The following is a 21343-nucleotide window of genomic DNA, read 5'->3' on the forward strand; positions in this document are numbered from 1 at the left end:
GGTCCGTGTCGGCGCGCCGCCCAGCCGTGACTGCCACCCCGCCTAGGATGGAGCCACGGCCTTGGTGAACGCCCACCCCGAGCCGCGACACGTCGGAGGCGATGGCATGCGCGATCTCAGTCTCGAGGGATTGAGCGAGGACAGACGGTTCCTCGTCGCACGCGACGTCACCACCGGCGACACCTACCGCATCCCCGCTGATCACCGCCTCTCTTCCCTGATCGGCACGCTGTCCCGCACGCTGTCCCGCGACAGAAGCACCTCCGGCCAGATGGAGATCCGCATGCCCAGCTCACTCAGTCCTCGCGACATCCAGTCCCGCATCCGGCGCGGCGAGTCGCCGCAGTCGGTCGCCGACTCCGCCGGCGTCCCGGTCGGTCAGATCGAGGGCTTCGCCGGCCCGGTGCTCGCCGAGCGCGAGTTCATGTGCGAGCAGGCCCGCAAGACCGCCATCCGCCGCAAGCACGTCGGCGGCGCCGGCGTGCAGCTGGGCGTCCTCATCTCCGAGAACATCGCCGCGTCCGGGGGCGTCCCCGAAGACGCCGCGTGGGACTCGTGGCGCCGCGAGGACGGCCGCTGGACCGTCCTCGTCACCCCGCACGACGCCGCCCACCCGGCCACGTTCCTGTTCGACGTCAAGAGCCGCTACGTGCTCCCGGCCGACGAGCTCGCTCACGAGCTGGTCGGCGACCTCGCTCTGCCCGACTCGACCGACATGGCCATCGCCGACGCCGTCCGCTCGTCCGAGCGGCCTGCCGACGAGACCACGGCCGAGGCGACCGACGCCGTCGAGGCCGAGCCCGAGATCGAGCACGTCGTCGAGATCCCCGAGCCCATCGAGGCCGTCGAGGAGCAGATCGTCACGGGTGTCTCGTCCCTCAAGGCCGCCCGTGACCGCCGCGCGATGGAGCAGCTGGCCCTCGGCGACGCCGTCCTCGACGAGCCGGCGCCCGCCGACGACACCGAGGACGACTTCGAGCACGCCCTCGAGCGCAACGTCGCCGTCCCCGACACGATGGGCCCGCGCAAGAAGCGCCACGAGCGCCGCCGCGTCCCCAGCTGGGACGAGATCATGTTCGGAAAAGACGACTGAGCTCTGCGGAGGGGCTCTCTTCCAGGCCAGCGGAGCGTGAGCGTCTCGCGGCGAAGCAGCTCCGCAGCGAGGCCGGGTGAGTGATCGGGCGAGCCCGGTCACCGGCCTCCCTGACCACGCCCGGCCACTCGCCCAATGACAAGATGGAGCCCGTGGCAGCGCTGACGTTCTGGACGGGCACGATGGATGCCGGCAAGTCGACCCTCGCGCTGCAGACCAACCACAACCACGCGGCCCGGGGCCGCGCCGGCATCATCTTCGTCAGCAACGACCGCACGGGCACCGCGGTGCTCACTAGCCGTCTGGGGCTGTCGCACTCCGCCGTCGAGGTCGACGACGAGTTCAGCTTCTGGACGTACGTCGTCGATGCGCTCACGCGAGGGTCGAAGGTCGACTACCTGATCTGCGACGAGGCCCAGTTCTACTCCCCCGCGCAGGTCGAGGACCTCGCCAAGATCGTCGACGAGCTGCGCATCGACGTGTTCTGCTTCGGCATCCTGACCGACTTCCGCACCCGGCTCTTCCCGGGCGCGGCGCGGCTGGTCGAGCTGGCCGACCGCACGGAGGTTCTGCAGGTGCAGGCGCTGTGCTGGTGCGGGCGCCGGGCCACGCACAACGCCCGCACCGAGAACGGCGTGATGGTCACCGAGGGCGAGGTCGTCGTGGTCGGCGACGTCGAGGAGGCCGACTCGGCACAAGAGCCCCCCGAGGTCGCGTACGAGGTGCTGTGCCGCCGGCACCACCGCCACGCGCTCACCGCGGCCCGCGCGCGAGCGGCCGGGCGCCTCGCCGAGACCGAGCTGCTCCCCTTCGACTGAGGCTCGGCGTGCCGTCGAGGACCGGGGTCAGTCCTCGCTGATCTGCTGGCGGAACGTGTCGCGGTTGGCGTGCAGGTTCCACAGGTGCTCGGCCAGGACGTCCGGGCCCTTCTCGTCGTCACCCTCGATGATCTGCCCGCCGATGATGAGCTGCGAGACGTGGATGCCCTCCTCGGCGAGCACCTCGTGCAGCAGCTCGACGTACGCCGCCTGACCGGCGAAGGCCACCGACGTGCCCGTCACGTTGCGACCGGGCTTGACCGCCGACCCGCCGTTGACGAACAGGATCGTTCCCTTGCCCTCGCCGAGGAAGCGCATGCCGGGCAGCACCTGGTGGACGGCCGCGACGGGACCGTAGACCGAGAACTCGATGGGCCCGACGAGGTCGGCGGGAGTCGTCTCCAGCACGGGACGCATGAAGTCCTTCTGGGGCAGCGGGCTGTACTGCAGCACCTCGATGGGGCCGAGCGTCTCGGTCACCTGCTCGAGGGCGGCGGCGATCGAGTCGGGGTCGCGGACGTCGGCAGCGAAGCCCTGGGCCTGCACCCCCTCGGCCGACAGCTCGGCTGCGAGCGCGTCGAGCCTGCCCTGGTGACGTGAGATCAGTCCGACGGCGAATCCCTCCGCGCCGAATCGTCGGGCCACGGCTGCGCCGAGACCCTTGCCTGCTCCGATGATCGCGATGGTCGTCATGGTGTTGCTGTACCCGGTCCACGTCCGGGCATGCGTGCTCAAGGGGCGACGAGGACGGGGACGCGCAGCTCGGCCTCGGTGATCGAGCCGTGGAAGCCGGTCATCGTCAGCTCGATGCCGAACTCGCGCGACGAGAACACCGCGAAGTCGCCCAGCGCGGCGACCACCACGTCGCCGATGCGGCCGCGGACGTCGGGCGTGATGGGCCCGAACCAGTCCTCGATGCCGTCCTGGGTGCGGACGACGGCGCGGTCGCCGAGCTCGGCCCGCCACCGCGCGGCGACCTCGTCGGCTGCCCCGGGACGCGTGTAGAGGTGGCGGAAGCGTGCCTCGCCGGCGAGCAGCTCGACGTCGTCGAGCAGGCGCGGGACCGCGTCGACGTCGAACCGGCCGTCGAAGGGCAGGTCGATCATGCCGTGGTCGGCCGTCACCACGAGCACCGTGTCGCGCGGCAGCTCGTCGCGCAGCTCGGCCAGCTCGGTGTCGATCGTGGTGAGCATCTCGCGCCACTGCGGCGACGTGCACCCCTTGCCGTGGCCGGTGTGGTCGAGCCTCGACTCGTACGCGTACGTCACCGATCGCGGAGCCGACTCGATGACGTCGACGACGACGTCGAGCCGTTCGTAGACGGACTTGATGCCATGGAACGGCACGCCGCGCTGGCTGCACACCGTGAGGCCCGTGCCCTCGAACGCGGCGTCGTTGACCGCCGACGCCGACACACCCGCGGCATGGAGGCGCTGCAGGACCGTCGGGAAGGGCTGCCAGACGACCGGGTCGACCGGCTGGTCCCACCGCAGCGAGTTGAGCCGTCGACCGGTCTCGGGCACCCGCGACGAGTAGCCGACCATGCCGTGCTGGCCTCCGCGCAGCCCCGTGCCCAACGAGGTCAGGCTCGTGACGGTCGTCGACGGCACCCCGCACACGACCTCGTCGACGTTGTGCAGCGACGACAGGAACGGCGCGGCGTCGGCGTGCTCGCGCAGCAGGTCGAGGCCCATGCCGTCGACGAGGAACACGACGTACCGCGGGGCGTCGGGCAGCTCCATCGTGTTGACGAAGCCGTCGACCCCGAGGGCCGCGCCGACCGACGGCATCAGCTGGTCGAGCGTGCGGCGCCCGGCCAGACCGGGCACCGGCATCGTCACCCGGCCCGCCCGCTGGTGGCCGCCGAGAGGGTGCGGGCGAAGGCCAGCAGCTTCTCGACCGCGGCGCCACCGTCGCCGGCGGCCGCGAGGCGCAACGAGAAGTCGTCGCCGGTGACGCTGCCGGAGTAGCCGTGGTCGGCCTCGCACTCGGGGTCGGAGCACTGCGCCGGCTCGAGCTCGACGCGCGAGACCGCGCCCCAGCCGATCGTCAGCAGGGCCTCCTCGAGCTTCTTGGACGTCGACGTCACCATGCGGGTCACCACGACCGACCGCACCTGGTCGAGCGCGACCGCCTCGGACGTCGTGGACGTGTAGGGCTTGGGCAGCAGGTCGTCGCCGGGGTGCTCGTCGGTGTGGACGAGGATCAGCCGGCTGGGCGTCAGCGCCAGCACCGTCATGTGGCGGCGGATCTCGTCGCGGTCGAAGGTCGGCTCGTGGTGCAGCACGTAGCCCTCGACGACCTCGCCGGCGAGCGCGTCGCGCAGACCCGCCGCGACGATCTCGGGGTAGTAGCCGCTGCGGGAGACCTCGTCGAACATCGAGGAGGTGTGGTCGGCAGTCATCACGCGAGCGTATCCCCCGTCGCTGCCGGCTGGCTGAGGCGCCGGACGTACCACTCGCCGCGACGGTCGGCGGACGGAAGAACCTTGGCACGCGCGCTGAGCACCGTGAAGCCGTCGGCGTGCACGGTCACCGGCTCGAGGTCGAGCTCGGCGATCTCCGGCAGGTCGTCCTTCATGGCCGCCAGGCGCACGATGATGTCCTGCAGCGCGTCGACGTCGACCCGCTCGGAGCCGCGGTAGCCGTAGAGCAGCGGGGCCGCCCGGAGATTCTTGATCATGGCCTCGGCATCGAGGTCGGTCAGGGGCGGGATGCCGTACGAGCGGTCGTCGAGCAGCTCGCTGGGTGCGCCGGCGAGGCCGAACGACACCAGCGGGCCGAACAGCGGGTCCTCGCTGACGCTGAACGACACCGCGACCCCCTCGGGCGCCACCCGCTGCACGAAGAACTTGGTGTCCTTGCGCATGCCGGTCCAGCCCGTCAGCTGGTCCCAGGCGTCGCCCATCTCCTTGCCGTTCTGGATGCCTCGCCAGATGTGCGCGATGTCGGGCCGGCTGCGCAGGTGCTCGCTGCCTGCCTTGAGCACGACGTCCCACCCCAGCGTCTCGCCCGCCGCGATGGCCTCGTCGCGGTTGTGCACGTTGATCCAGGTCCAGATGTCGATGCCGTAGCAGGCCAGCAGCGCGTGGACCTGCTCGGTCGACAAGATGGCACCGCGGGGCGCCTGCTTGAGCACGTCGCGCACCAGGGCCCGCGCGTCGCCCGTGCGGTGGTCGAGCGCGAGGTGGAACTCGCCGTGGTCGCGCGCGGCCCACTCGGAGTAGTTGACGACCCGGGCCAGGGCCCGCACCGCCGACTCGGGCGCCGCGTACGACGGCACCGAGCCGCGTCCGGCCGAGCCGCCCAGCAGGTCGGGCACGCGCAGCAGCACCGGCACGCCCTCGCTGCCGAGGAACGTCGAGACGATGGGCTTGTCGGACTGCTCGCCGATCGCGGCGAGCACGTTGGCGACGTCCTCGCCCGACGTGTTGAGCGGCGGGATGTAGACCGCGACGAGGGCGTCGGTGTCGGGATTGGCGATCGCCGCCTCGATCGCGGCCTCGAAGTCGTCGGCGTTGGCGTTGGCACCGAGCGACACGGGCTCGGTGACCTGGAGGCCCGCCGCCGAGGCGGCGTCGGCCACGATCAGGGCCACGGCGTCGGAGTTGCCGACGATCGCGATGCGGTTGCCGCGCGGCAGCGGCTGGTGGGCCAGCAGCTGGGCCACGTCGAACATCTCGTCGAGGGTGTCGACCTGGATGACGCCGGCCTGGCGGAACATCGCGTCGACCGCCGACTGCGGCGCCGACGTGCGGGCCACCGTGTGCCCCACGGGCACGCCCTGCGTCGATCGTCCGGACTTGACCGCGACGATCGGCTTGGTGGCCGACACGCGCCGCGCGATGCGCGAGAACTTGCGCGGGTTACCGATCGACTCGAGGTACAGCAGGATGACCTCGGTCGAGTCGTCCTCCTGCCAGTACTGGAGCAGGTCGTTGCCCGAGACGTCGGCGCGGTTGCCGGCCGACACGAAGGTCGACAGCCCGAGGCCACGACGCGAGACCGACTCGAGGATCGCGGTGCCCAGGGCACCGGACTGGCAGAAGAAGCCGACGCGCCCCTGGGGCGGCATCGACGGCGACAGCGAGGCGTTGAGCTGCAGCTCGGGGGCCGTGTTGATGATGCCGAGGCAGTTGGGCCCGATGAGTCGCAGGCCGTACGAGCGGCTGAGGCCCAGCAGCGCCCGCTGGCGCTGACGCCCTTCGGGGCCCTCCTCGGCGAAGCCGGCTGAGATGACGACCAGTCCGTGCACGCCCTTGGCGGCGCAGTCGAGCACGACGTCGTTGACGGACTCGGCCGGGACCACCACGATCGCGACGTCGACCTCACCCGGGATGTCCTGCACGCGCTTGTAGGCCGGCAGTCCCGAGACGGCCTCGGCGTTGGAGTTGACGGCGTAGACGCTGCCGCCGAAGTCGCCCAGCACGAGGTTGCGCACCATGGCCTGCCCGATCGAGTCCTGCCGACGGCTGGCGCCGATGACCGCGATGCTGCGGGCCCGGAAGATGCGCTCGATCGAGGCGGCCTCGGCCCGCTGCTCGCGCGCCTGCATGACGCCGATCGCGACGTCGGTCGACTCGATCTGGAACGTCAGGCGCTGCACGCCGTCCTCGATCGCACCCTCGATCTGGTAGCCCATCTCGCGGAAGACCTGCTGCATGCGCACGTTGGTGGGCAGGACGTCGGCCACGAACCGGCGGATGCCCCGCTCGCGCCCGGCCTGCGCCAGGTGCTCGAGCAGCAGCTGGCCCACGCCGCGACCCTGCTGCGCGTCCTCGACCAGGAAGGCGACCTCGGCCTCGTCGTCGCTGACGGCGTCGTAGCGGCCGACGCCGATGATCGTGTTGTGCAGCGTCACGACGAATGCCACGCGGCGGTCGTGGTCGACGGTCGTGAAGCGCTTGACGTCACGGTCGGAGAGCGTCGGGTACGGCGCGAAGAACCGGTAGTACTTCGACTCGTCGGACACCCGCGCGTAGAACTCGATGAAGCGGTCGGCGTCGTCCTCGTGGATGGGACGCAGCTGTGCGACGCGGCCGTCCTTGAGCAGGACGTCGGCCTCCCAGTGCTCGAAGGGATACGCCTCGCTGGTCACCCCTCCAACCTATCGGGTCCGGTCCCGGCGTGGCGGTGGTGCCCGAGATGGGGCGACACGCCAAAATGGTCTGCGACACCCGCACCCCACCCGTTCCGCATCCCGAGAGGACGGCATGGCCCGCAGCAGCAAGCCGGCACCCGACGAAGACTTCGAGGAGCACATCCTCGACACCGACGTCGGCGACGAGATGCGCACGAGCTTCCTCGAGTACGCGTACTCGGTCATCTACTCGCGCGCCCTGCCCGACGCCCGCGACGGTCTCAAGCCCGTCCAGCGGCGCCTCCTCTACACGATGGACGACATGGGGCTGCGGTCCGACCGCGGCCACGTCAAGAGTGCGCGACCCGTCGGCGAGAGCATGGGCCGGTTCCACCCTCACGGCGACAGCTCGATCTACGACGCCCTCGTGCGCCTGGTCCAGCCGTGGTCGCTGCGGCTCCCGCTGGCCGACGGTCACGGCAACTTCGGCTCGCAGGACGATCCCCCGGCTGCGATGCGCTACACCGAGATCCGCATGCACGCCGCTGCCGAGGCCATGACGGCCTCGATCACCGAGGACACCGTCGACTTCCGGCCCAACTACGACGGCCGCGAGCTGGAGCCCTCCGTGCTGCCGGCGGCCCTGCCCAACCTGCTGGTCAACGGCGCCAGCGGCATCGCGGTCGGCATGGCCACCAACATCGCACCGCACAACCTCATCGAGGTCGTGCAGGCGCTGCGCCACCTGATCACGAACCCGCGGGCCGACCTCGACGACCTCATGCGCTTCATCCCCGGCCCCGACCTGCCCACCGGCGGCAAGATCGTGGGCCTCGAGGGCGTCCGCGACGCCTACGCGACCGGCAACGGCTCGTTCCGCATGCGCGCCTCGACGCGCATCGAGAACGTCACGCCGCGCAAGAAGGGCATCATCGTCACCGAGCTGCCCTACAACGTCGGCCCCGAGAAGGTCATCGAGGCGATCAAGAAGCTCGTGCAGGCCAAGAAGCTGCAGGGCATCTCCGACATCACCAACCTGACCGACCGGCACAAGGGTCTGCACCTGGTCATCGAGATCAAGAACGGCTTCATCCCCGAGTCGATCCTCGAGCAGCTGTTCAAGAGCACCCCGATGGAGAGCTCGTTCGGCATCAACGCCGTGGCCCTGGTCGACGGCCAGCCCCGCACCCTGGGGCTCAAGCAGCTGCTCGAGGTCTACCTCGACCACCGCATCGACGTCGTGCGGCGTCGCACGACCTTCCGCCGGGGCAAGGCCGCAGACCGCCTGCACCTCCTCGACGGGCTGATGCTCGCCCTGGTCGACATCGACGAGGTCATCCAGCTCATCCGCGGCAGCGACAACCGCACCGACGCCCGCGAGCGCCTCATGAGCGTCTTCGACCTGTCGGAGATCCAGGCCACGTACATCCTCGACCTGACGCTCGGACGGCTCACCAAGTACGACCGCATCGAGGTCGAGAAGGAGATCGCCGAGCTGCGTCGCACGATCGACGAGCTCGACGCGATCCTCGGCGACGAGCAGCTGCTGCGCACCGTCGTGGGCGACGAGCTCGCCGAGATGGCGCAGACGTTCGGTACCCCGCGGCGCACCGTGCTGCTCGAGTCGTCCGGCCAGACCGCCACGTCAGCCGCTCCGCTCGAGGTCGCCGACGACCCCTGCTGGGCCCTGCTGTCGGCGACCGGGCTGCTGGCCCGCACCACCGACGCCTCCCCCGTCGGCGACGTCGACCGGCGGGTCAAGCACGACACGATCGTCTCGGCGGTCCGCACCACCGCGCGCGGCGAGATCGGCGTCGTCACGACGTCCGGGCGGGTGCGCCGCATCAGCGTCCTCGACCTGCCGGCGCTGCCCCCCACGGCCCAGTCGCCCAATCTGCAGGGCGGCGTGCCGCTGTCGGAGATCGCCGACCTCGACGCGGCACCGCTCGCACTCATGACGTTCGACGACCACGGGCCCGGCATCGCGCTGGGCACCCGCCAGGGCACCGTCAAGCGGGTCAAGCCCGATCGCCTCGGCCGTGACGAGTGGGAGCTGATCGCCCTCGCCGACGGAGACTCCGTCGTGGGTGCGAAGGCACTGTCCACCGGCGACGAAGAGCTGGTCTTCGTCACGTCCGACGCACAGCTGTTGTACTTCTCGGCCTCCCTCGTCCGTCCACAGGGGCGATCGGGCGGCGGTGTCGCCGGAGTCAAGCTCGCGGCCGGCCAGTCCGCGGTCTTCTTCGGTGCCGTCTCGGCGGTCGGCGACGCGCACGTCGTGACCGTCGCCGGGTCGAGCAGCGCCCTGCCCGGCACGCAGGTCGGCACCGTCAAGGTCAGTCCCATGGCGATCTACCCGCCCAAGGGTCGCGCCACCGGCGGAGTCCGGTGCCACCGGCTGCTCAAGGGCGAGGACCAGCTGCTGCTGGCCTGGGCCGGTGACGGCGCCCCGATGGCGTGCGCGACGAGCGGCACGGCCGTCGACCTGCCCGAGCCCAGCGACCGTCGCGACGGGTCGGGCGTGCCCGTCGGCCAGCCGATCGCCGCCGTCGCCGGCCCCCTCGCGACACAGATCGGCGTCACCGCTGCACCGGCCGAGCCCGTGCAAGACTGAGCCGTGCGCACTCGACACCTCATTCCCGCCCTGCTCGCCACCGGACTGCTGCTGTCCGCCTGCACCGGGTCGTCGGACTCCTCCGACGGGGGCTCCGCGGGCGGTGGCGACGATCTGGCCGCGCGACTGGCCGATGCCAAGAAGACCCTCGACGAGGCCGAGACCATCTCGATCTCGCTGTCGACCAAGAGCATCCCCGACGGAGTGACGGGTCTGCTCTCGGCCAAGGGCAAGGGCAACCACTCGCCGGCGTTCACGGGCAAGGTCACCGTCGTCACGGGCGGCGCCAGCCTCGGTGCCGACGTCATCGCCACCGGCGGCAAGGTCTACGCCAAGACCGGGTTCCTGCCCGACTTCACCGCGATCGACCCCGAGACGTTGAAGGCTCCCGATCCGGCCACCCTGCTCGAGGCCGACGGCGGCATCACCGAGATCCTCACCAGCACCGAGAAGCTCAGCGAGGACGGCCAGTCCCGCGACGGCAAGGACGTCCTGACGTCGATCAAGGGCGCGCTGCCGGGCAGCATCGTCTCGACGATCATCCCGTCGGCCTCGCCCAGCAAGGACTTCACGGTCACCTACCGTCTCGACGACGACGACGTCCTGCGCGATGCCACCATCACGGGCCCGTTCTACCCCGGCGACGCGTCCGTCACGTACGTCGTGGCCCTCGAGACGTCCGACACACCGGTGACGATCAAGGCACCCTGACCCTCCGATGACTGCGCGCGAGGGCACCATCACGCCCGCTTCCAGGACGCTGCTGGCGCTCGCGGCCGTCGCCATCTCGTTCGCCGCCGCCGACACGTACGTCGTGGTGCTGGCGCTGCCCGAGATGATGACCTCGGTCGGCCTCGAGACCGAGGAGCTGCAGCGCGCGGCCCCCATCGTCTCGGGCTTCCTGCTCGGCTACGTCGCGATCCTGCCGCTGATCGGACGCATCTCCGACCTGCGCGGACGCGTGCCGGTGCTGCTGGGGTCCCTCGTCGTCTTCGCGGTCGGCTCGCTCGTCACCGCGGCGGCCTACAACCTCGAGACGGTGGTGGCAGGTCGCCTCGTCCAAGGCATCGGCGGCGGCGGGCTGATCCCCCCGACGCTGGCGCTCGTGGCCGATCTGTGGCCGCCGCACCGCCGGGGGCTCCCGCTCGGTGTCGTCGGCGCGGTGCAGGAGCTCGGCAGCGTCCTCGGTCCTCTCTACGGCGCGGTGGTGCTGGCGATCGGCGACTGGCGGGCGATCTTCTGGCTCAACTGCGCCGTGGGCCTGGTGCTCGTGGCAGCGATCCTCCCCCTGCGGGCGTCCCGCCCGACGAGCGATCCCCGCCCCTCGAGCGACCCCCGCTTCGACTGGCCGGGATCCGTGCTGGCGGTGCTGGCACTGGCCGGGCTCTCGCTCGTCATGACGGCTCCCGACCGCCTGGTGCAGGACGTCGAGATCGGGCGGGCCTACCTGCCCGTCACGGGCGACTCCCGCTGGACGACACCCCTGGCGCTGGCGACCTTCGCCCTCGTGGTGCTGCTGGTCGCGCGGCTGGCGACCGCACGCCGCCCCCTCGTCGACTGGCGCGCCTGGCCCGCGCTGGCGCGCGAGACCGATCTGTGGGGCGCGCTGCTGCTGACCGTCGCGCTGGGAGCCGTCATCGTCACCTTCGCCTCGGCCGAACCCGAGAGCGGCGCCGTCTCCCCCGACGCGCCGTGGCTGGTCCCGGTCGCGCTCGTGGCCCTCGCCGGCTTCGTGCTGCGCCAGCGACGAGCCGAGCGTCCGCTCGTGCCGCGCGGCGCCCTCCGCGCCCGGCCGGCCTGGGGCTCGATCGTGGTGTCGTTCTTCATCGGTGCCGCGCTGATCGCCGCCTTGGTCGACATCCCGTTCTTCGCCCGCCTCACGGTCTACCGCGACTCCCAGCTCGACGCGGCGCTCGTGCTGGTGCGGTTCCTGGTCGCACTGCCCGTGGGCGCCGTCGTGGGCGGATGGCTGCTGCGGCGGGTGCCGGCGCACCTGCTGACGGCCGTCGCGATGGTCCTGAGTGCGATCGCGTTCTGGCACATGTCCACGTGGGACGCGACGTCACTGGGCCGCGAGACCGAGACGTGGTCGCTCGTGCTGGCGGGTCTCGGCTTCGGGCTCGCGATCGCCCCGGTCAACGCCGTCCTGCTGGTGCACACCGCCGACGCGGTGCACGGAGTCTCGTCGGCGCTGCTGATCGTCTCGCGCATGGTCGGCATGCTGCTGGGCATCTCGGCACTCACCACCATCGGGCTGCGCGCCTTCTACGCCGCCTCCGACAAGATCCCCCCGGTCGCCGAGCTCTGCGGCGCCGGTGCCACGCTGTGCCAGTCCTATCGCGACGCCGTGCGCGACGCCGGCATCACCCAGCTGCACACCGTCTTCGTCGGGGCGGCCGTGTGCGCGCTGATCGCCGCCGTGCTGGCCCTCGTGCTGCTGCGGCCGGCCCACGACGTCCCCGAGCAGGCTGCGGCCTGACCGCTGCCGGCCGCTCGATACTCTTGGGGCATGGCTGACTTCGACGACCTGCTCACCGCCAACCGTTCGTTCGCCGACTCGTTCTCCCTCTCCGGGTTCGACGGCATCGCCCGCGCGGGCGTCGCGATGGTGACGTGCATGGACTCGCGCATCGACCCGCTCAACATGATCGGGCTGAAGGCGGGCGACGCGAAGATCCTGCGCAACCCGGGTGGCCGCGTGACCGACCAGGCGCTCGTCGCACTCGTGCTCGGGGTCAACCTGCTGAACGTCGAGCGCATCCTGGTCGTCGAGCACACCCGGTGCGCCATGGCGACGTCGTCCGAGGACGAGCTCAAGCGCCGTCTCGGCGAGAGCTCCGGACGTGACGCCGAGTGGATGACGCTCGGCGCCATCGACGACCAGCGTCGCACGATCGAGGCCGACGTGATCCGGGTCAAGACCCATCCCCTGATCAGCGACGCCGTCTCGGTCGGCGGATTCCTGTACGACGTCGACAGCGGACTGCTCGAGCCCATCGTCTGATGTCGGCGACGTCCGACCCGGCGGCTCCCGACCCGTCCCCCGGGGCACCCGGGACCCCTGGCGCGCGTGTCCCGCGTCCCGTCCGCCCCGAGATCCAGGCGCTGCGCGCGGGTGCGGCCCTGCTCGTCGTGCTGTACCACCTGTGGCCGGGGCGGCTCCCGGGCGGATTCATGGGCGTCGACGTCTTCTTCGTCATCTCCGGCTTCCTCATCACGTCCCACCTGGCGCGCGAGGTCACGTCGACGGGCCGCATCAGGCTCGGACGCTTCTGGGCCCGACGGGCGCGGCGCCTGCTGCCGGCGGCGTACCTGGTGCTGGCGACCTCCGCAGTCGCGGTCTTCGCGTGGATGCCGCGCCTCGACTGGACGCAGAACTTCCGCGAGATCCTCTCGTCGGCGCTCTACGTCCAGAACTGGCGGCTCGCGAACGATGCCGTCGACTACCTCGCCGCCGACAACGCCCCCAGCGTCGCGCAGCACTACTGGACGCTGTCGGTCGAGGAGCAGTTCTACGTCGCGTGGCCCCTGCTGGTGCTCGTGGCGGTGCTGGTCGCGGCACGCCTGCGCGTGGGCCAGCTGTCGACCGTCACCGCGGTCGTCGCGGTCGCCACGGCGGCCAGCTTCGCGTACTCGCTGTGGCTGACGTACGACAGCGTCTCGTTCGCCTACTTCTCGACCTTCACCCGTGCCTGGGAGTTCGGCGCCGGTGCCCTGCTGGCTCTGCTGACGCTCCGTGCGTCGCAGGGGCGCAGGCGCGCGCCAGCCCTGCCGCCGCTGGTCGGTGCGGCGCTCTCCTGGGTCGGTCTGCTGGTGCTGCTGTGCTGCGGTCTGTTCCTCACCGGGTCCACGCCCTTCCCGGGCTTCGCCGCGCTGCTGCCGGTGCTGGCGACCGTCGCCGTCATCGCCGCGGGCATGCCCGACTCGCGGCTGTCCCCCGGGCGGCTCATCGAGCTGCGACCCGTGCAGTGGACCGGCGACATCTCGTACCCGCTGTACCTGTGGCACTGGCCGGCCATCGTCGTCCTGCCGGTCGTCCTGGGGCACGACCTCGGCTTCGGCGCGCGAGTGGCGATCCTGGTGGCGACCTTCGCGGCCGCTGCCGCGACCAAACGGTTCGTCGAGGACCCTGTCCGCACCGGGCGCCGGCTCGGCATCCAGCGCAGCACCGTCACGTTCGCCTTCACGGCGCTGGGCGCGGCGGCCATCGCCGTGGCCTGCCTCGGAGGCATCCGGTCGGCCGATGCAGCGGCCGACCGCGCGCAGAAGCTGACGGCGAAGGTCTCGGCCGAGCCGCCGCGCTGCTTCGGTGCGGCCTCGATGGCTCCCGGCACGCCCTGCGTCAACCCGGCGCTCGACGGCATGCTGGTGCCCGACACGACTGCGGTGCGCCGCGACGACGCCAGCTATCCCGGTTGCCGGTCGACCAACCGGGCACGGGGCAGCTGCGTGTTCGGCGACCGCGACGACCCCTCGCTCCCCCACGTCGTCGTGCTCGGCGACTCGCACGCCCGCTCGGTGCTTCCGCTGTTCGTCAGGCTCGCCAAGGAGGGCAAGATCTTCCTGATGGCGCAGGTCAAGGGCGGGTGCAGCTGGTCGACCAACCCGCACCCCAATCCCGACCGCGCGGTCGCCGACGACTGCTACGAGTGGCGCGACAGCGTCAACGCCTGGCTCGACGACAACGCCGCCGACATCGACCTGGTCGTCACCACGGCACTCGCCCATCCCGACCCCGCCTCGGGACCCGCCGATCAGGTCGCGGGATTCGCCGAGACCTGGCGCACCATGACCGATCGCGGCATCCCGGTCGCGGTGATCCGCGACAACCCCTTCCAGCCGGCCGACACCAACACCTGCCTGGCTCAGGAACGCACGATCACCGCGTCGAGCTGCGCCCTGCCGCGCTCCAAGGCCTTCCCCAACTACGACCCGCTGATCGAGGCGACCCGCCAGGTCGAGAACAGCACCCTGCTCGACTTCACGCGCTACTACTGCTCCGCCACGACGTGCCCGGCGGTCATCGGCGGCGTCAACGTCTACCGCGACATCAGCCACATCAGCAAGACGTACATGACGACCATGGCACCCTACGTCGGGGCCCAGCTCGAGCGAGACGGCCTGCTGGCCAAGCGCAGGCGCTGACGGGCTAGTCGGTCTCGTAGACCACGTCGCCGTCGTGGTCGACGAACAGCTGGTACGTCGGCCGCGTCGAGCTCGGGAACGTCACGAGCGTGCGGGGACCGCCCGCGCTGCCGGTGATCTGCACCCGGGCGTCGTCGTCCGCGAGGCCCGAGGTGCGTCGCGCCTGGCGCACCGCGGCGAGCACCACGTCGAGGTCGATGTCGTCGAGGTCGAAGGGCAGCTCCGACGAGTACCCCTGCACGTCGCTGGCCCGGGTGACGTCTCCGTCGTACCGGTAGCGCGTGGACGTCGTGGCACCGGAGTCGGTCCACAGCTCGGCCGACCGCGGCTCGACCACCAGGAGCACTGCGGCGTCGTCGACCTCGTCGTCGTAGGCGTCGATCATGCCGGTCAGCCCGGCGTGGGTTGCGAGGTCGGGAGGACCCGACGACGACCCGCCCGACGAGCTGTCGGAGACCGTGTCGACCAACGAGCTGACGCACGACACGACGCTGCCGCCGCACGCCAGCACCAGGGCCACGAGGCCGACGAGGATCTTGCTGTTGAACGAGCGGCGGCGGGCGGGCGGCTGCTGGGGCGGCGGGGAGGACGGCGGCCAGGCAGGCGACGCCGGCGGCCGCGCACCGGGCACGGAGGGAGCGGCGCGTTGGAGGGCAGCGGGGGGTGTGGCGACCGGCAGTCCCGACATCGGCGGCCGAGCCACGGACGACCGAACCGGCGCGGCGGCCATGGCCTCGAGGCCGCGCGTCAGCGCGTTGAGCTCGCCCCGCGTCCGTGCCGCGCGAGCCTGCTGCACCCGCAGCTCGCGGTCGGCCGCCGTCAGCGCCGTCGCGCGACGGATGAGCCTGGCCGCGGCACGGCGCTGCCGCCGACCGACCCGACGCGCGTCGAAGTCGCTCGAGTGGTCGATCGTCACGCGTCGATCTTGTCGGCGTCGATCTCGTACGCGCCCTGCACGATGAACTCCTTGCGGGGAGGCACCTCGTTGCCCATCAGCAGCTCGAAGACCTCGGCAGCGGCCTCGCCGTCATCGACGGTCAGGCGACGCAGCGTGCGGTGCCGGGGGTCCATCGTGGTCTCGGCCAGCTGCGAGGCGTCCATCTCGCCGAGGCCCTTGTAGCGCTGCACGGGCTCCTTCCAGCGGACGCCCTTGCGCTTGAGCTCGGCCATCGTGCGCTGCAGCTCGGGGTCGGAGTAGGTGTACATGTACTTGTCCTGCCCCTTCTTGGGGTTGGTCAGCTCGATGCGGTGCAGCGGCGGGACGGCGGTGTAGACGCGTCCGGCATCGACGAGGTCGCGCATGTAGCGGAAGAACAACGTCGCCAGCAGACAGCGGATGTGTGCACCGTCGGAGTCGGCGTCGGCCATGAAGATGATGCGTCCGTAACGTGCCGCGTCGACGTCGAACGTGCGGCCGGACCCCGCGCCCACGACCTGGATGATCGACGAGCACTCGGCGTTCTTGAGCATGTCGCCGATGCTGGCCTTCTGGACGTTCAGGATCTTGCCGCGGATCGGCAGCAGGGCCTGGAACTCCGAGTCGCGGGCCGACTTGGCCGTGCCGAGCGCCGAGTCGCCCTCGACGATGAACAGCTCGGAGCGCTCGACGTCGTTGCTGCGGCAGTCGGCCAGCTTGGCCGGCAGCGCACTCGACTCGAGCGCATTCTTGCGGCGCTGCGTGTCGCGCTGCTGGCGGGCCGCCAGGCGCGTGCGGGACGCGTCGACGACCTTCTGCATCACCAGGCGGGCCTTGGCCTTGTCGGCGGCCTTGGTGGCGCCGAGGAACTTCTTGAGCTCTCGGGCCACGACCTGGTTGACGATCTTGGTCACCGCGGGCGTGCCCAGCACCTCCTTGGTCTGGCCCTCGAACTGCGGCTCGGCCAGGCGGACCGTCACGACGGCCGTGACGCCCTCGAGCACGTCGTCCTTGATGACGTCGGGATCGCCCGACTTGAGCAGCCGGGTGGTCTTGAGCGTCTCGTTGAAGGTCTTGGTGACCGCCCGCTCGAAGCCGTTGACGTGCGTGCCGCCCTTGGGCGTCGCGATGATGTTGACGAACGACTTGAGCTCGGTGTCGTAGCCCGTGCCCCAGCGCATCGCGATGTCGACGCCCAGGTTGCGCTCGATGTCCTGCGCGGTCATCTGGCCCTTGGCGTCGAGCAGGGGAACGGTCTCGGTGAAGACGTCCTCGCCCTGCAGGCGCAGCACGTCGGACACGGCCTCGTCGGGGGCCAGGAACTCGCAGAACTCGGCGATGCCGCCGTCGTGGCGGAACTTCTCCTCGTGGGGCACCTCGCCGCGGTCGTCGCGGATGACCAGCTCGAGGCCCGGCACCAGGAAGGACGTCTGACGGGCCCGCGCCACGAGCTCGTCGTAGGCGAAGTGGGCGCCCTTGATGAAGATCTGCGGATCGGCCCAGTAGCGCACCCGGGTGCCCGTGCGCGCCTTGGCGACCTTGCCGACCTTGCGCAGCTCGTTGCCCGGCGTGAAGCCGGCGTCGGGTCCGTCGCCGTCGAACACGCCGGGTTCGCCGCGCCGGAACGACATGGCCCACGTGAAGCCGCCCTTGTCGACCTCGACGTCGAGCCGCGACGACAGGGCGTTGACCACCGAGGCGCCGACGCCGTGCAGGCCGCCGGTCGCGACGTACGAGCCGCCGCCGAACTTGCCGCCGGCGTGCAGCTTGGTGTAGACGACCTCGACACCGGTCAGCCCGGTCTTCTTCTCGATGTCGACCGGCACGCCGCGTCCTTGGTCGTGGACCTCGACCGAGCCGTCGCCGTGGAGGGCGACCAGGATGTGCGAGCCGTGGCCGCCGAGCGCCTCGTCGACCGCGTTGTCGATGATCTCCCACAGGCAGTGCATGAGACCACGCGTGTCGGTGGAGCCGACGTACATTCCGGGACGCTTGCGGACAGCCTCGAGGCCTTCGAGGACCAGGAGGTTGCGGGCGTCGTACGTGCTGTCGATGATGGGTTCCTTCTCGCGACGATTGACCTCGTCCCAGCCTAGTCAGCGGCGCCCGCGTGACGCGGTCTGACACGCTCCACGCCGCGCGCCTGCGCGGATTTGCCGCGGTCGGGGAGTATCTATGTCATAGGTCACGAACGATCACGCGGAATACCGCCCCGTGATTGGATGTTGATCCAGGAAAGCCCGCCGATGGCTCAGAGAGAAGGTCACCGTGACAACACTGACAGCCCCCAAGCTGAGCTCGCTCGACCGCTGCGACCGCTGCGGCGCGCAGGCGTACGTCCGCGTGACACTCGGCGGAGGTGGAGAGCTGCTGTTCTGCGCTCACCACGCCCGCCAGCACGAGGAGAAGCTGCGCGAGATGTCCGCGCTCATCCACGACGAGAGCGAGCGACTCTCGGGATCGTCCACCGAGCTGGTCGACGACGACGTCTGATCGACCGCCCACGAACCACGCACGACGCGAAGAGCCGGCCAGAACTTCTGGCCGGCTCTTCGCGTCGTGCCGGGGTCACGGTGTGGCCGTGACCCCGGGTCGTGGATGACTCAGTACGGGTACGCCTTGTACTCGTGCGACTTCAGGATCGCCTTCCAGTGCTCGAGGTAGTCCTCGTAGATGGACGGATCGGTCGTCTCGGTCGTGATCTCGTCGCTGACGACGAGGTTGGAGCCCGTCAGCGAGGCCGAGCCGGCCTGGACCAGCTTCATGCGCACACCGTCGGCCGGCCAGTTCAGCGTGCCGTCGGGTGCGACCTCCTCGGGGTTGAGGGGGTTGCGACGCATCTTGGCGTCGACCAGCATCGTCTTGTCGTGCGGCTTGGCCCAGGCGACGTCGATGCGCTGGTTCGACGTCTTGAGCACGTCGAGGATCGGGCGGCAGATGCGGATGAGCTGCTGGCAGTGCAGCTTCTGGTTGACCTTCAGGTTGTCCTCGTAGGCGACCGCGCTGATCTTGCAGCCACCGTTGGACAGCTGCACGAGCTTCTCGGCCACGGCGATGCGGCGGTACTTGAAGCGGTTGTGCTGCAGGCGGATGCGGCACTGGTCGTCGGGCACGATCCGGTTGAGGGTGTTGAGGATCGGGTCCTTGCCGTTGGTCGGCGTCGCGCGGATGGGCGTCGCGTAGATCGTGACGTTGGCCAGGTTGGAGTAGAACATCCCGTACTTGGCGTAGCCGTTGGTGTACCCCGCGGCCTGTGCGTCGGCGGGCGCGAGGCCGTAGCGGCTGGCGTGCTTCGCCACGTAGCCGAGGTAGTTGTTGCCGATGTTGCGCTCGGCGTACATGTCCTTCCACATCTGGAAGGTCTGGGCCCACAGCTTGCTGTCGTTGTAGACCGTCAGGCCGTTGTTGTACGTCTGCTCGGCGCTGCGTCCGCCGAGGTTGGCCGACCCGGTCCAGACCGCGCCCTTGGCAGGCTGGTTGTCACGGGTGAAGGTGTTGCTGACCATGACGAGCTTGGAGTGCATGATCGCGCCCTTGAGACCCGACAGGCAGGCCAGGCTCTTGCCCTTGGCGCAGATCTTGAAGTGCGAGTCGCGCAGGCCCTTCTTGTTGAGGGCCTTCTGCAGCGCCCGCGACGACGCCGACTGCGTGGCGCGACCGTGGATGAAGCGCACCTGGACGCCGGCCTTGGCCGCCTTCACCAACACACGTCCGACGCGCTTGGACTGCGGCATCTGCGACGTCGCCACCAGCACCGTGTTGCCCTGGATGACGGACTTCGGCAGCTTCTTGCCGGTGCGCGGGTCGATGTAGGAGCCGCGGATGAGGCGCTCGAGGTCGTCGAGCAGCGTGAAGTCGCCGTTGGCCGAGCTGGTCACGGCCCGGTAGGGACGCGAGAAGTTCGCCTCGAGCGTCACGGGGTACTCGACGCCGTAGGGAGATGCGGCGGCCTGGACCGACGCCGCGGGCGTGCCCGAGGTGACGGGGTCGGACGACGTGGCAGGTGCCTGGGGGTTGGGAGTGTCGGTGTCCTCGGCGCTGGAGGCGATGGAGCCCATGCCCAACACCACGCTTGCGGCCAGGAGACCCACTCCGAGAGCGCGTGCTACGCGCCGTGATCCGCCGATTGTGTGCACAGGTTTGATCTCCAAGACGCTGGTGGTGGTCGCGACAGTCTAACTCAGACGGGTGCTGCGCAGGCGCAAGCCGGACGCGTGACCACGCGTCCGGCTCGGAGCCCGATCAGTCGAGGTAGTCGCGCAGGACCTGCGAACGCGACGGGTGGCGCAGCTTGCTCATGGTCTTGGACTCGATCTGACGGATGCGCTCGCGCGTCACGCCGTAGACCTTGCCGATCTCGTCGAGCGTCTTGGGCTGACCGTCGGTCAGGCCGAAGCGCATGGAGACGACGCCGGACTCGCGCTCGCTGAGCGTGTCGAGCACCGCGTGCAGCTGCTCCTGCAGCAGGGTGAACGACACCGCGTCGGCCGGCACGATGGCCTCGGAGTCCTCGATGAGGTCACCGAACTCGGAGTCGCCGTCCTCGCCCAGGGGCGTGTGGAGGCTGATCGGCTCGCGGCCGTACTTCTGCACCTCGACGACCTTCTCGGGCGTCATGTCGAGCTCGATAGCGAGCTCTTCGGGGGTGGGCTCGCGGCCGAGGTCCTGCAGCATCTGGCGCTGGACGCGGGCGAGCTTGTTGATGACCTCGACCATGTGCACCGGGATGCGGATCGTGCGGGCCTGGTCGGCCATCGCGCGGGTGATCGCCTGGCGGATCCACCAGGTGGCGTACGTGGAGAACTTGAAGCCCTTGGTGTAGTCGAACTTCTCGACCGCGCGGATCAGACCGAGGTTGCCCTCCTGGATCAGGTCGAGGAAGAGCATGCCGCGGCCGGTGTAGCGCTTGGCCAGCGAGACGACCAGACGGAGGTTGGCCTCGAGCAGGTGGTTCTTGGCGCGACGTCCGTCGACCACGATCCACTCGAGCTCCTCGCGCATCTTCTCGGAGATGCGTCCGCCCTTGCCGAGCTTCTCCTCGGAGAACAGGCCCGCCTCGATGCGCTTGGCCAGCTCGACCTCCTGGCCGGCGGTCAGCAGCGAGACCTTGCCGATCTGCTTCAGGTAGTCCTTGACGGGGTCGGCGGTCGCACCCGCGACCATGACCTGCTGGACCGGCTCGTCGGACTCGTCGGCCGCCGACAGCGTGTAGGACGACTTCTCGTCCTCCTTCAGCGTCGGGTCGGTCGCGAGGTCCTTCTCGAACTCCTCGTCGGGGATGTCGGGCAGGATCTTCTTGCCCTGGGCGTCGACCGCGGCGGCCTTGTCGCCGACGGCCGGGACCTCGAGGGCCTCGGCGAGGTCGACGGCAGCAGGAACGCTGCCCTCCTCAGGAACCGCGACCTTCGAGGCGGCCTTCTTGGCCGGCGCCTTCTTGGTCGTGGCCTTGGCGGCGGGAGTCTTCTTGGCGGGGCTGGCTGAAGTCTTCGTCACGGTCGTTTCTGTTTTCGCAGGGGCTGGGACGTGTGTGGCTGGGGTCTTCTCGGCTGCGGACAGCGTGTCGTCTGGGGCCCGGGAGCTCTCAGGTTCTTCTGAGAATCCGTCCGCGGACGCTTTCGAGCGGCGCTGGGTGACAGCCTGCGTCTGGGGTTCAGAAGCGGGATTCACCGGCACGTCGA

Annotated in this window: 16 protein-coding genes; 8 read left to right on the forward strand and 8 right to left on the reverse strand. The window is 70.3% G+C overall.

All coding sequences use genetic code 11. The features are described 5' to 3' along the window. The first annotated feature begins 106 nt into the window (after positions 1-106). A complete protein-coding gene (gene sepH, locus DX116_RS14320) occupies positions 107-1093 on the forward strand; it encodes a septation protein SepH (RefSeq protein ID WP_119704915.1) in 987 nt (328 codons plus the stop codon). Positions 1094-1245: 152 nt separating this feature from the next. Beyond that, entirely contained in the window at positions 1246-1911 is a 666-nt protein-coding gene (locus DX116_RS14325; RefSeq protein ID WP_119705653.1) for a thymidine kinase, read from the forward strand. 27 nt (positions 1912-1938) lie between these two features. On the opposite strand, the gene DX116_RS14330 is transcribed toward DX116_RS14325, so the two are convergent. Genes DX116_RS14330 through DX116_RS14345 form a run of 4 tightly spaced genes read right to left on the reverse strand, consistent with a single transcriptional unit; the run spans position 1939 to position 7008 of the window. Next, a complete protein-coding gene (locus DX116_RS14330; RefSeq protein ID WP_119704916.1) occupies positions 1939-2604 on the reverse strand; it encodes an SDR family NAD(P)-dependent oxidoreductase in 666 nt (221 codons plus the stop codon). 38 nt (positions 2605-2642) lie between these two features. Then, a complete protein-coding gene (locus DX116_RS14335; RefSeq protein WP_119704917.1) occupies positions 2643-3746 on the reverse strand; it encodes an alkaline phosphatase family protein in 1104 nt (367 codons plus the stop codon). A gap of 2 nt (positions 3747-3748) precedes the next feature. After that, complete coding sequence (locus DX116_RS14340; RefSeq protein ID WP_119704918.1) at positions 3749-4315, reverse strand: DUF5998 family protein; 567 nt, start codon at positions 4313-4315, stop codon at positions 3749-3751. Next, positions 4315-7008 carry a bifunctional acetate--CoA ligase family protein/GNAT family N-acetyltransferase gene (locus DX116_RS14345; protein WP_119704919.1) on the reverse strand — a complete coding sequence of 898 codons (2694 nt, stop codon included), beginning with the start codon at positions 7006-7008 and terminating at the stop codon, positions 4315-4317. The genes DX116_RS14340 and DX116_RS14345 overlap by 1 nt, the downstream gene beginning before the upstream one ends. A gap of 115 nt (positions 7009-7123) precedes the next feature. On the opposite strand from DX116_RS14345, the gene DX116_RS14350 reads away from it, so the two are divergent. The 5 genes from DX116_RS14350 to DX116_RS14370 are packed head-to-tail and all read left to right on the forward strand — an operon-like array spanning position 7124 to position 14749. Beyond that, positions 7124-9604: a DNA gyrase/topoisomerase IV subunit A gene (locus DX116_RS14350; protein ID WP_119704920.1), complete on the forward strand. Its 2481-nt coding sequence runs from the start codon at positions 7124-7126 to the stop codon at positions 9602-9604. Positions 9605-9607: 3 nt separating this feature from the next. After that, positions 9608-10315, forward strand: a complete 708-nt coding sequence (locus DX116_RS14355) for an LppX_LprAFG lipoprotein (protein ID WP_119704921.1) — start codon at positions 9608-9610, stop codon at positions 10313-10315. A 7-nt stretch (positions 10316-10322) separates the two neighbouring features. Then, positions 10323-12083, forward strand: a complete 1761-nt coding sequence (locus DX116_RS14360) for an MFS transporter (RefSeq protein WP_199716085.1) — start codon at positions 10323-10325, stop codon at positions 12081-12083. A gap of 30 nt (positions 12084-12113) precedes the next feature. Next, entirely contained in the window at positions 12114-12608 is a 495-nt protein-coding gene (locus DX116_RS14365) for a beta-class carbonic anhydrase (protein WP_119704922.1), read from the forward strand. Further along, positions 12608-14749, forward strand: coding sequence for an acyltransferase family protein (locus tag DX116_RS14370; RefSeq protein WP_119704923.1), 2142 nt, complete (start codon positions 12608-12610; stop codon positions 14747-14749). Before DX116_RS14365 ends, DX116_RS14370 begins: the two co-directional genes overlap by 1 nt. A 4-nt stretch (positions 14750-14753) precedes the next feature. On the opposite strand, the gene DX116_RS14375 is transcribed toward DX116_RS14370, so the two are convergent. Beyond that, the gene (locus DX116_RS14375; RefSeq protein WP_119704924.1) at positions 14754-15665 is read right to left on the reverse strand and encodes a DUF1707 domain-containing protein; all 912 of its coding nucleotides are present in this window, start codon (positions 15663-15665) and stop codon (positions 14754-14756) included. Further along, positions 15662-17722, reverse strand: coding sequence for a DNA gyrase/topoisomerase IV subunit B (locus DX116_RS14380; protein ID WP_119704925.1), 2061 nt, complete (start codon positions 17720-17722; stop codon positions 15662-15664). The genes DX116_RS14375 and DX116_RS14380 overlap by 4 nt, the downstream gene beginning before the upstream one ends. A 211-nt stretch (positions 17723-17933) precedes the next feature. Between DX116_RS14380 and DX116_RS14385 the strand changes: the two genes are divergently transcribed. Continuing rightward, a complete protein-coding gene (locus tag DX116_RS14385; protein ID WP_119704926.1) occupies positions 17934-18158 on the forward strand; it encodes a DUF7455 domain-containing protein in 225 nt (74 codons plus the stop codon). Positions 18159-18268: 110 nt separating this feature from the next. Here DX116_RS14385 and DX116_RS14390 read toward each other — a convergent pair whose 3' ends face one another. Both DX116_RS14390 and DX116_RS14395 read right to left on the reverse strand, forming a co-directional pair. Further along, positions 18269-19723, reverse strand: coding sequence for a phospholipase D-like domain-containing protein (locus tag DX116_RS14390; RefSeq protein WP_119704927.1), 1455 nt, complete (start codon positions 19721-19723; stop codon positions 18269-18271). A 184-nt stretch (positions 19724-19907) separates the two neighbouring features. Continuing rightward, positions 19908-21338: an RNA polymerase sigma factor gene (locus tag DX116_RS14395; protein ID WP_233556795.1), complete on the reverse strand. Its 1431-nt coding sequence runs from the start codon at positions 21336-21338 to the stop codon at positions 19908-19910. Between the last annotated feature and the right edge of the window lie 5 nt (positions 21339-21343).

It is taken from the genome of Aeromicrobium endophyticum, from assembly GCF_003586285.1.
In the GTDB taxonomy this organism is placed as follows: Bacteria; Actinomycetota; Actinomycetes; order Propionibacteriales; family Nocardioidaceae; genus Aeromicrobium; species Aeromicrobium endophyticum.

Bases quoted from the DNA above. Each gene is read 5' to 3' on its own strand.
- sepH (WP_119704915.1), top strand. From the start codon at position 107: ATGCGCGATCTCAGTCTCGAGGGATTGAGCGAGGACAGACGGTTCCTC.
- DX116_RS14330 (WP_119704916.1), bottom strand. From the start codon at position 2,604: ATGACGACCATCGCGATCATCGGAGCAGGCAAGGGTCTCGGCGCAGCC.
- DX116_RS14335 (WP_119704917.1), bottom strand. From the start codon at position 3,746: ATGCCGGTGCCCGGTCTGGCCGGGCGCCGCACGCTCGACCAGCTGATG.
- DX116_RS14340 (WP_119704918.1), bottom strand. From the start codon at position 4,315: ATGACTGCCGACCACACCTCCTCGATGTTCGACGAGGTCTCCCGCAGC.
- DX116_RS14350 (WP_119704920.1), top strand. From the start codon at position 7,124: ATGGCCCGCAGCAGCAAGCCGGCACCCGACGAAGACTTCGAGGAGCAC.
- DX116_RS14360 (WP_199716085.1), top strand. From the start codon at position 10,323: ATGACTGCGCGCGAGGGCACCATCACGCCCGCTTCCAGGACGCTGCTG.
- DX116_RS14365 (WP_119704922.1), top strand. From the start codon at position 12,114: ATGGCTGACTTCGACGACCTGCTCACCGCCAACCGTTCGTTCGCCGAC.
- DX116_RS14370 (WP_119704923.1), top strand. From the start codon at position 12,608: ATGTCGGCGACGTCCGACCCGGCGGCTCCCGACCCGTCCCCCGGGGCA.
- DX116_RS14390 (WP_119704927.1), bottom strand. From the start codon at position 19,723: ATGGGCTCCATCGCCTCCAGCGCCGAGGACACCGACACTCCCAACCCC.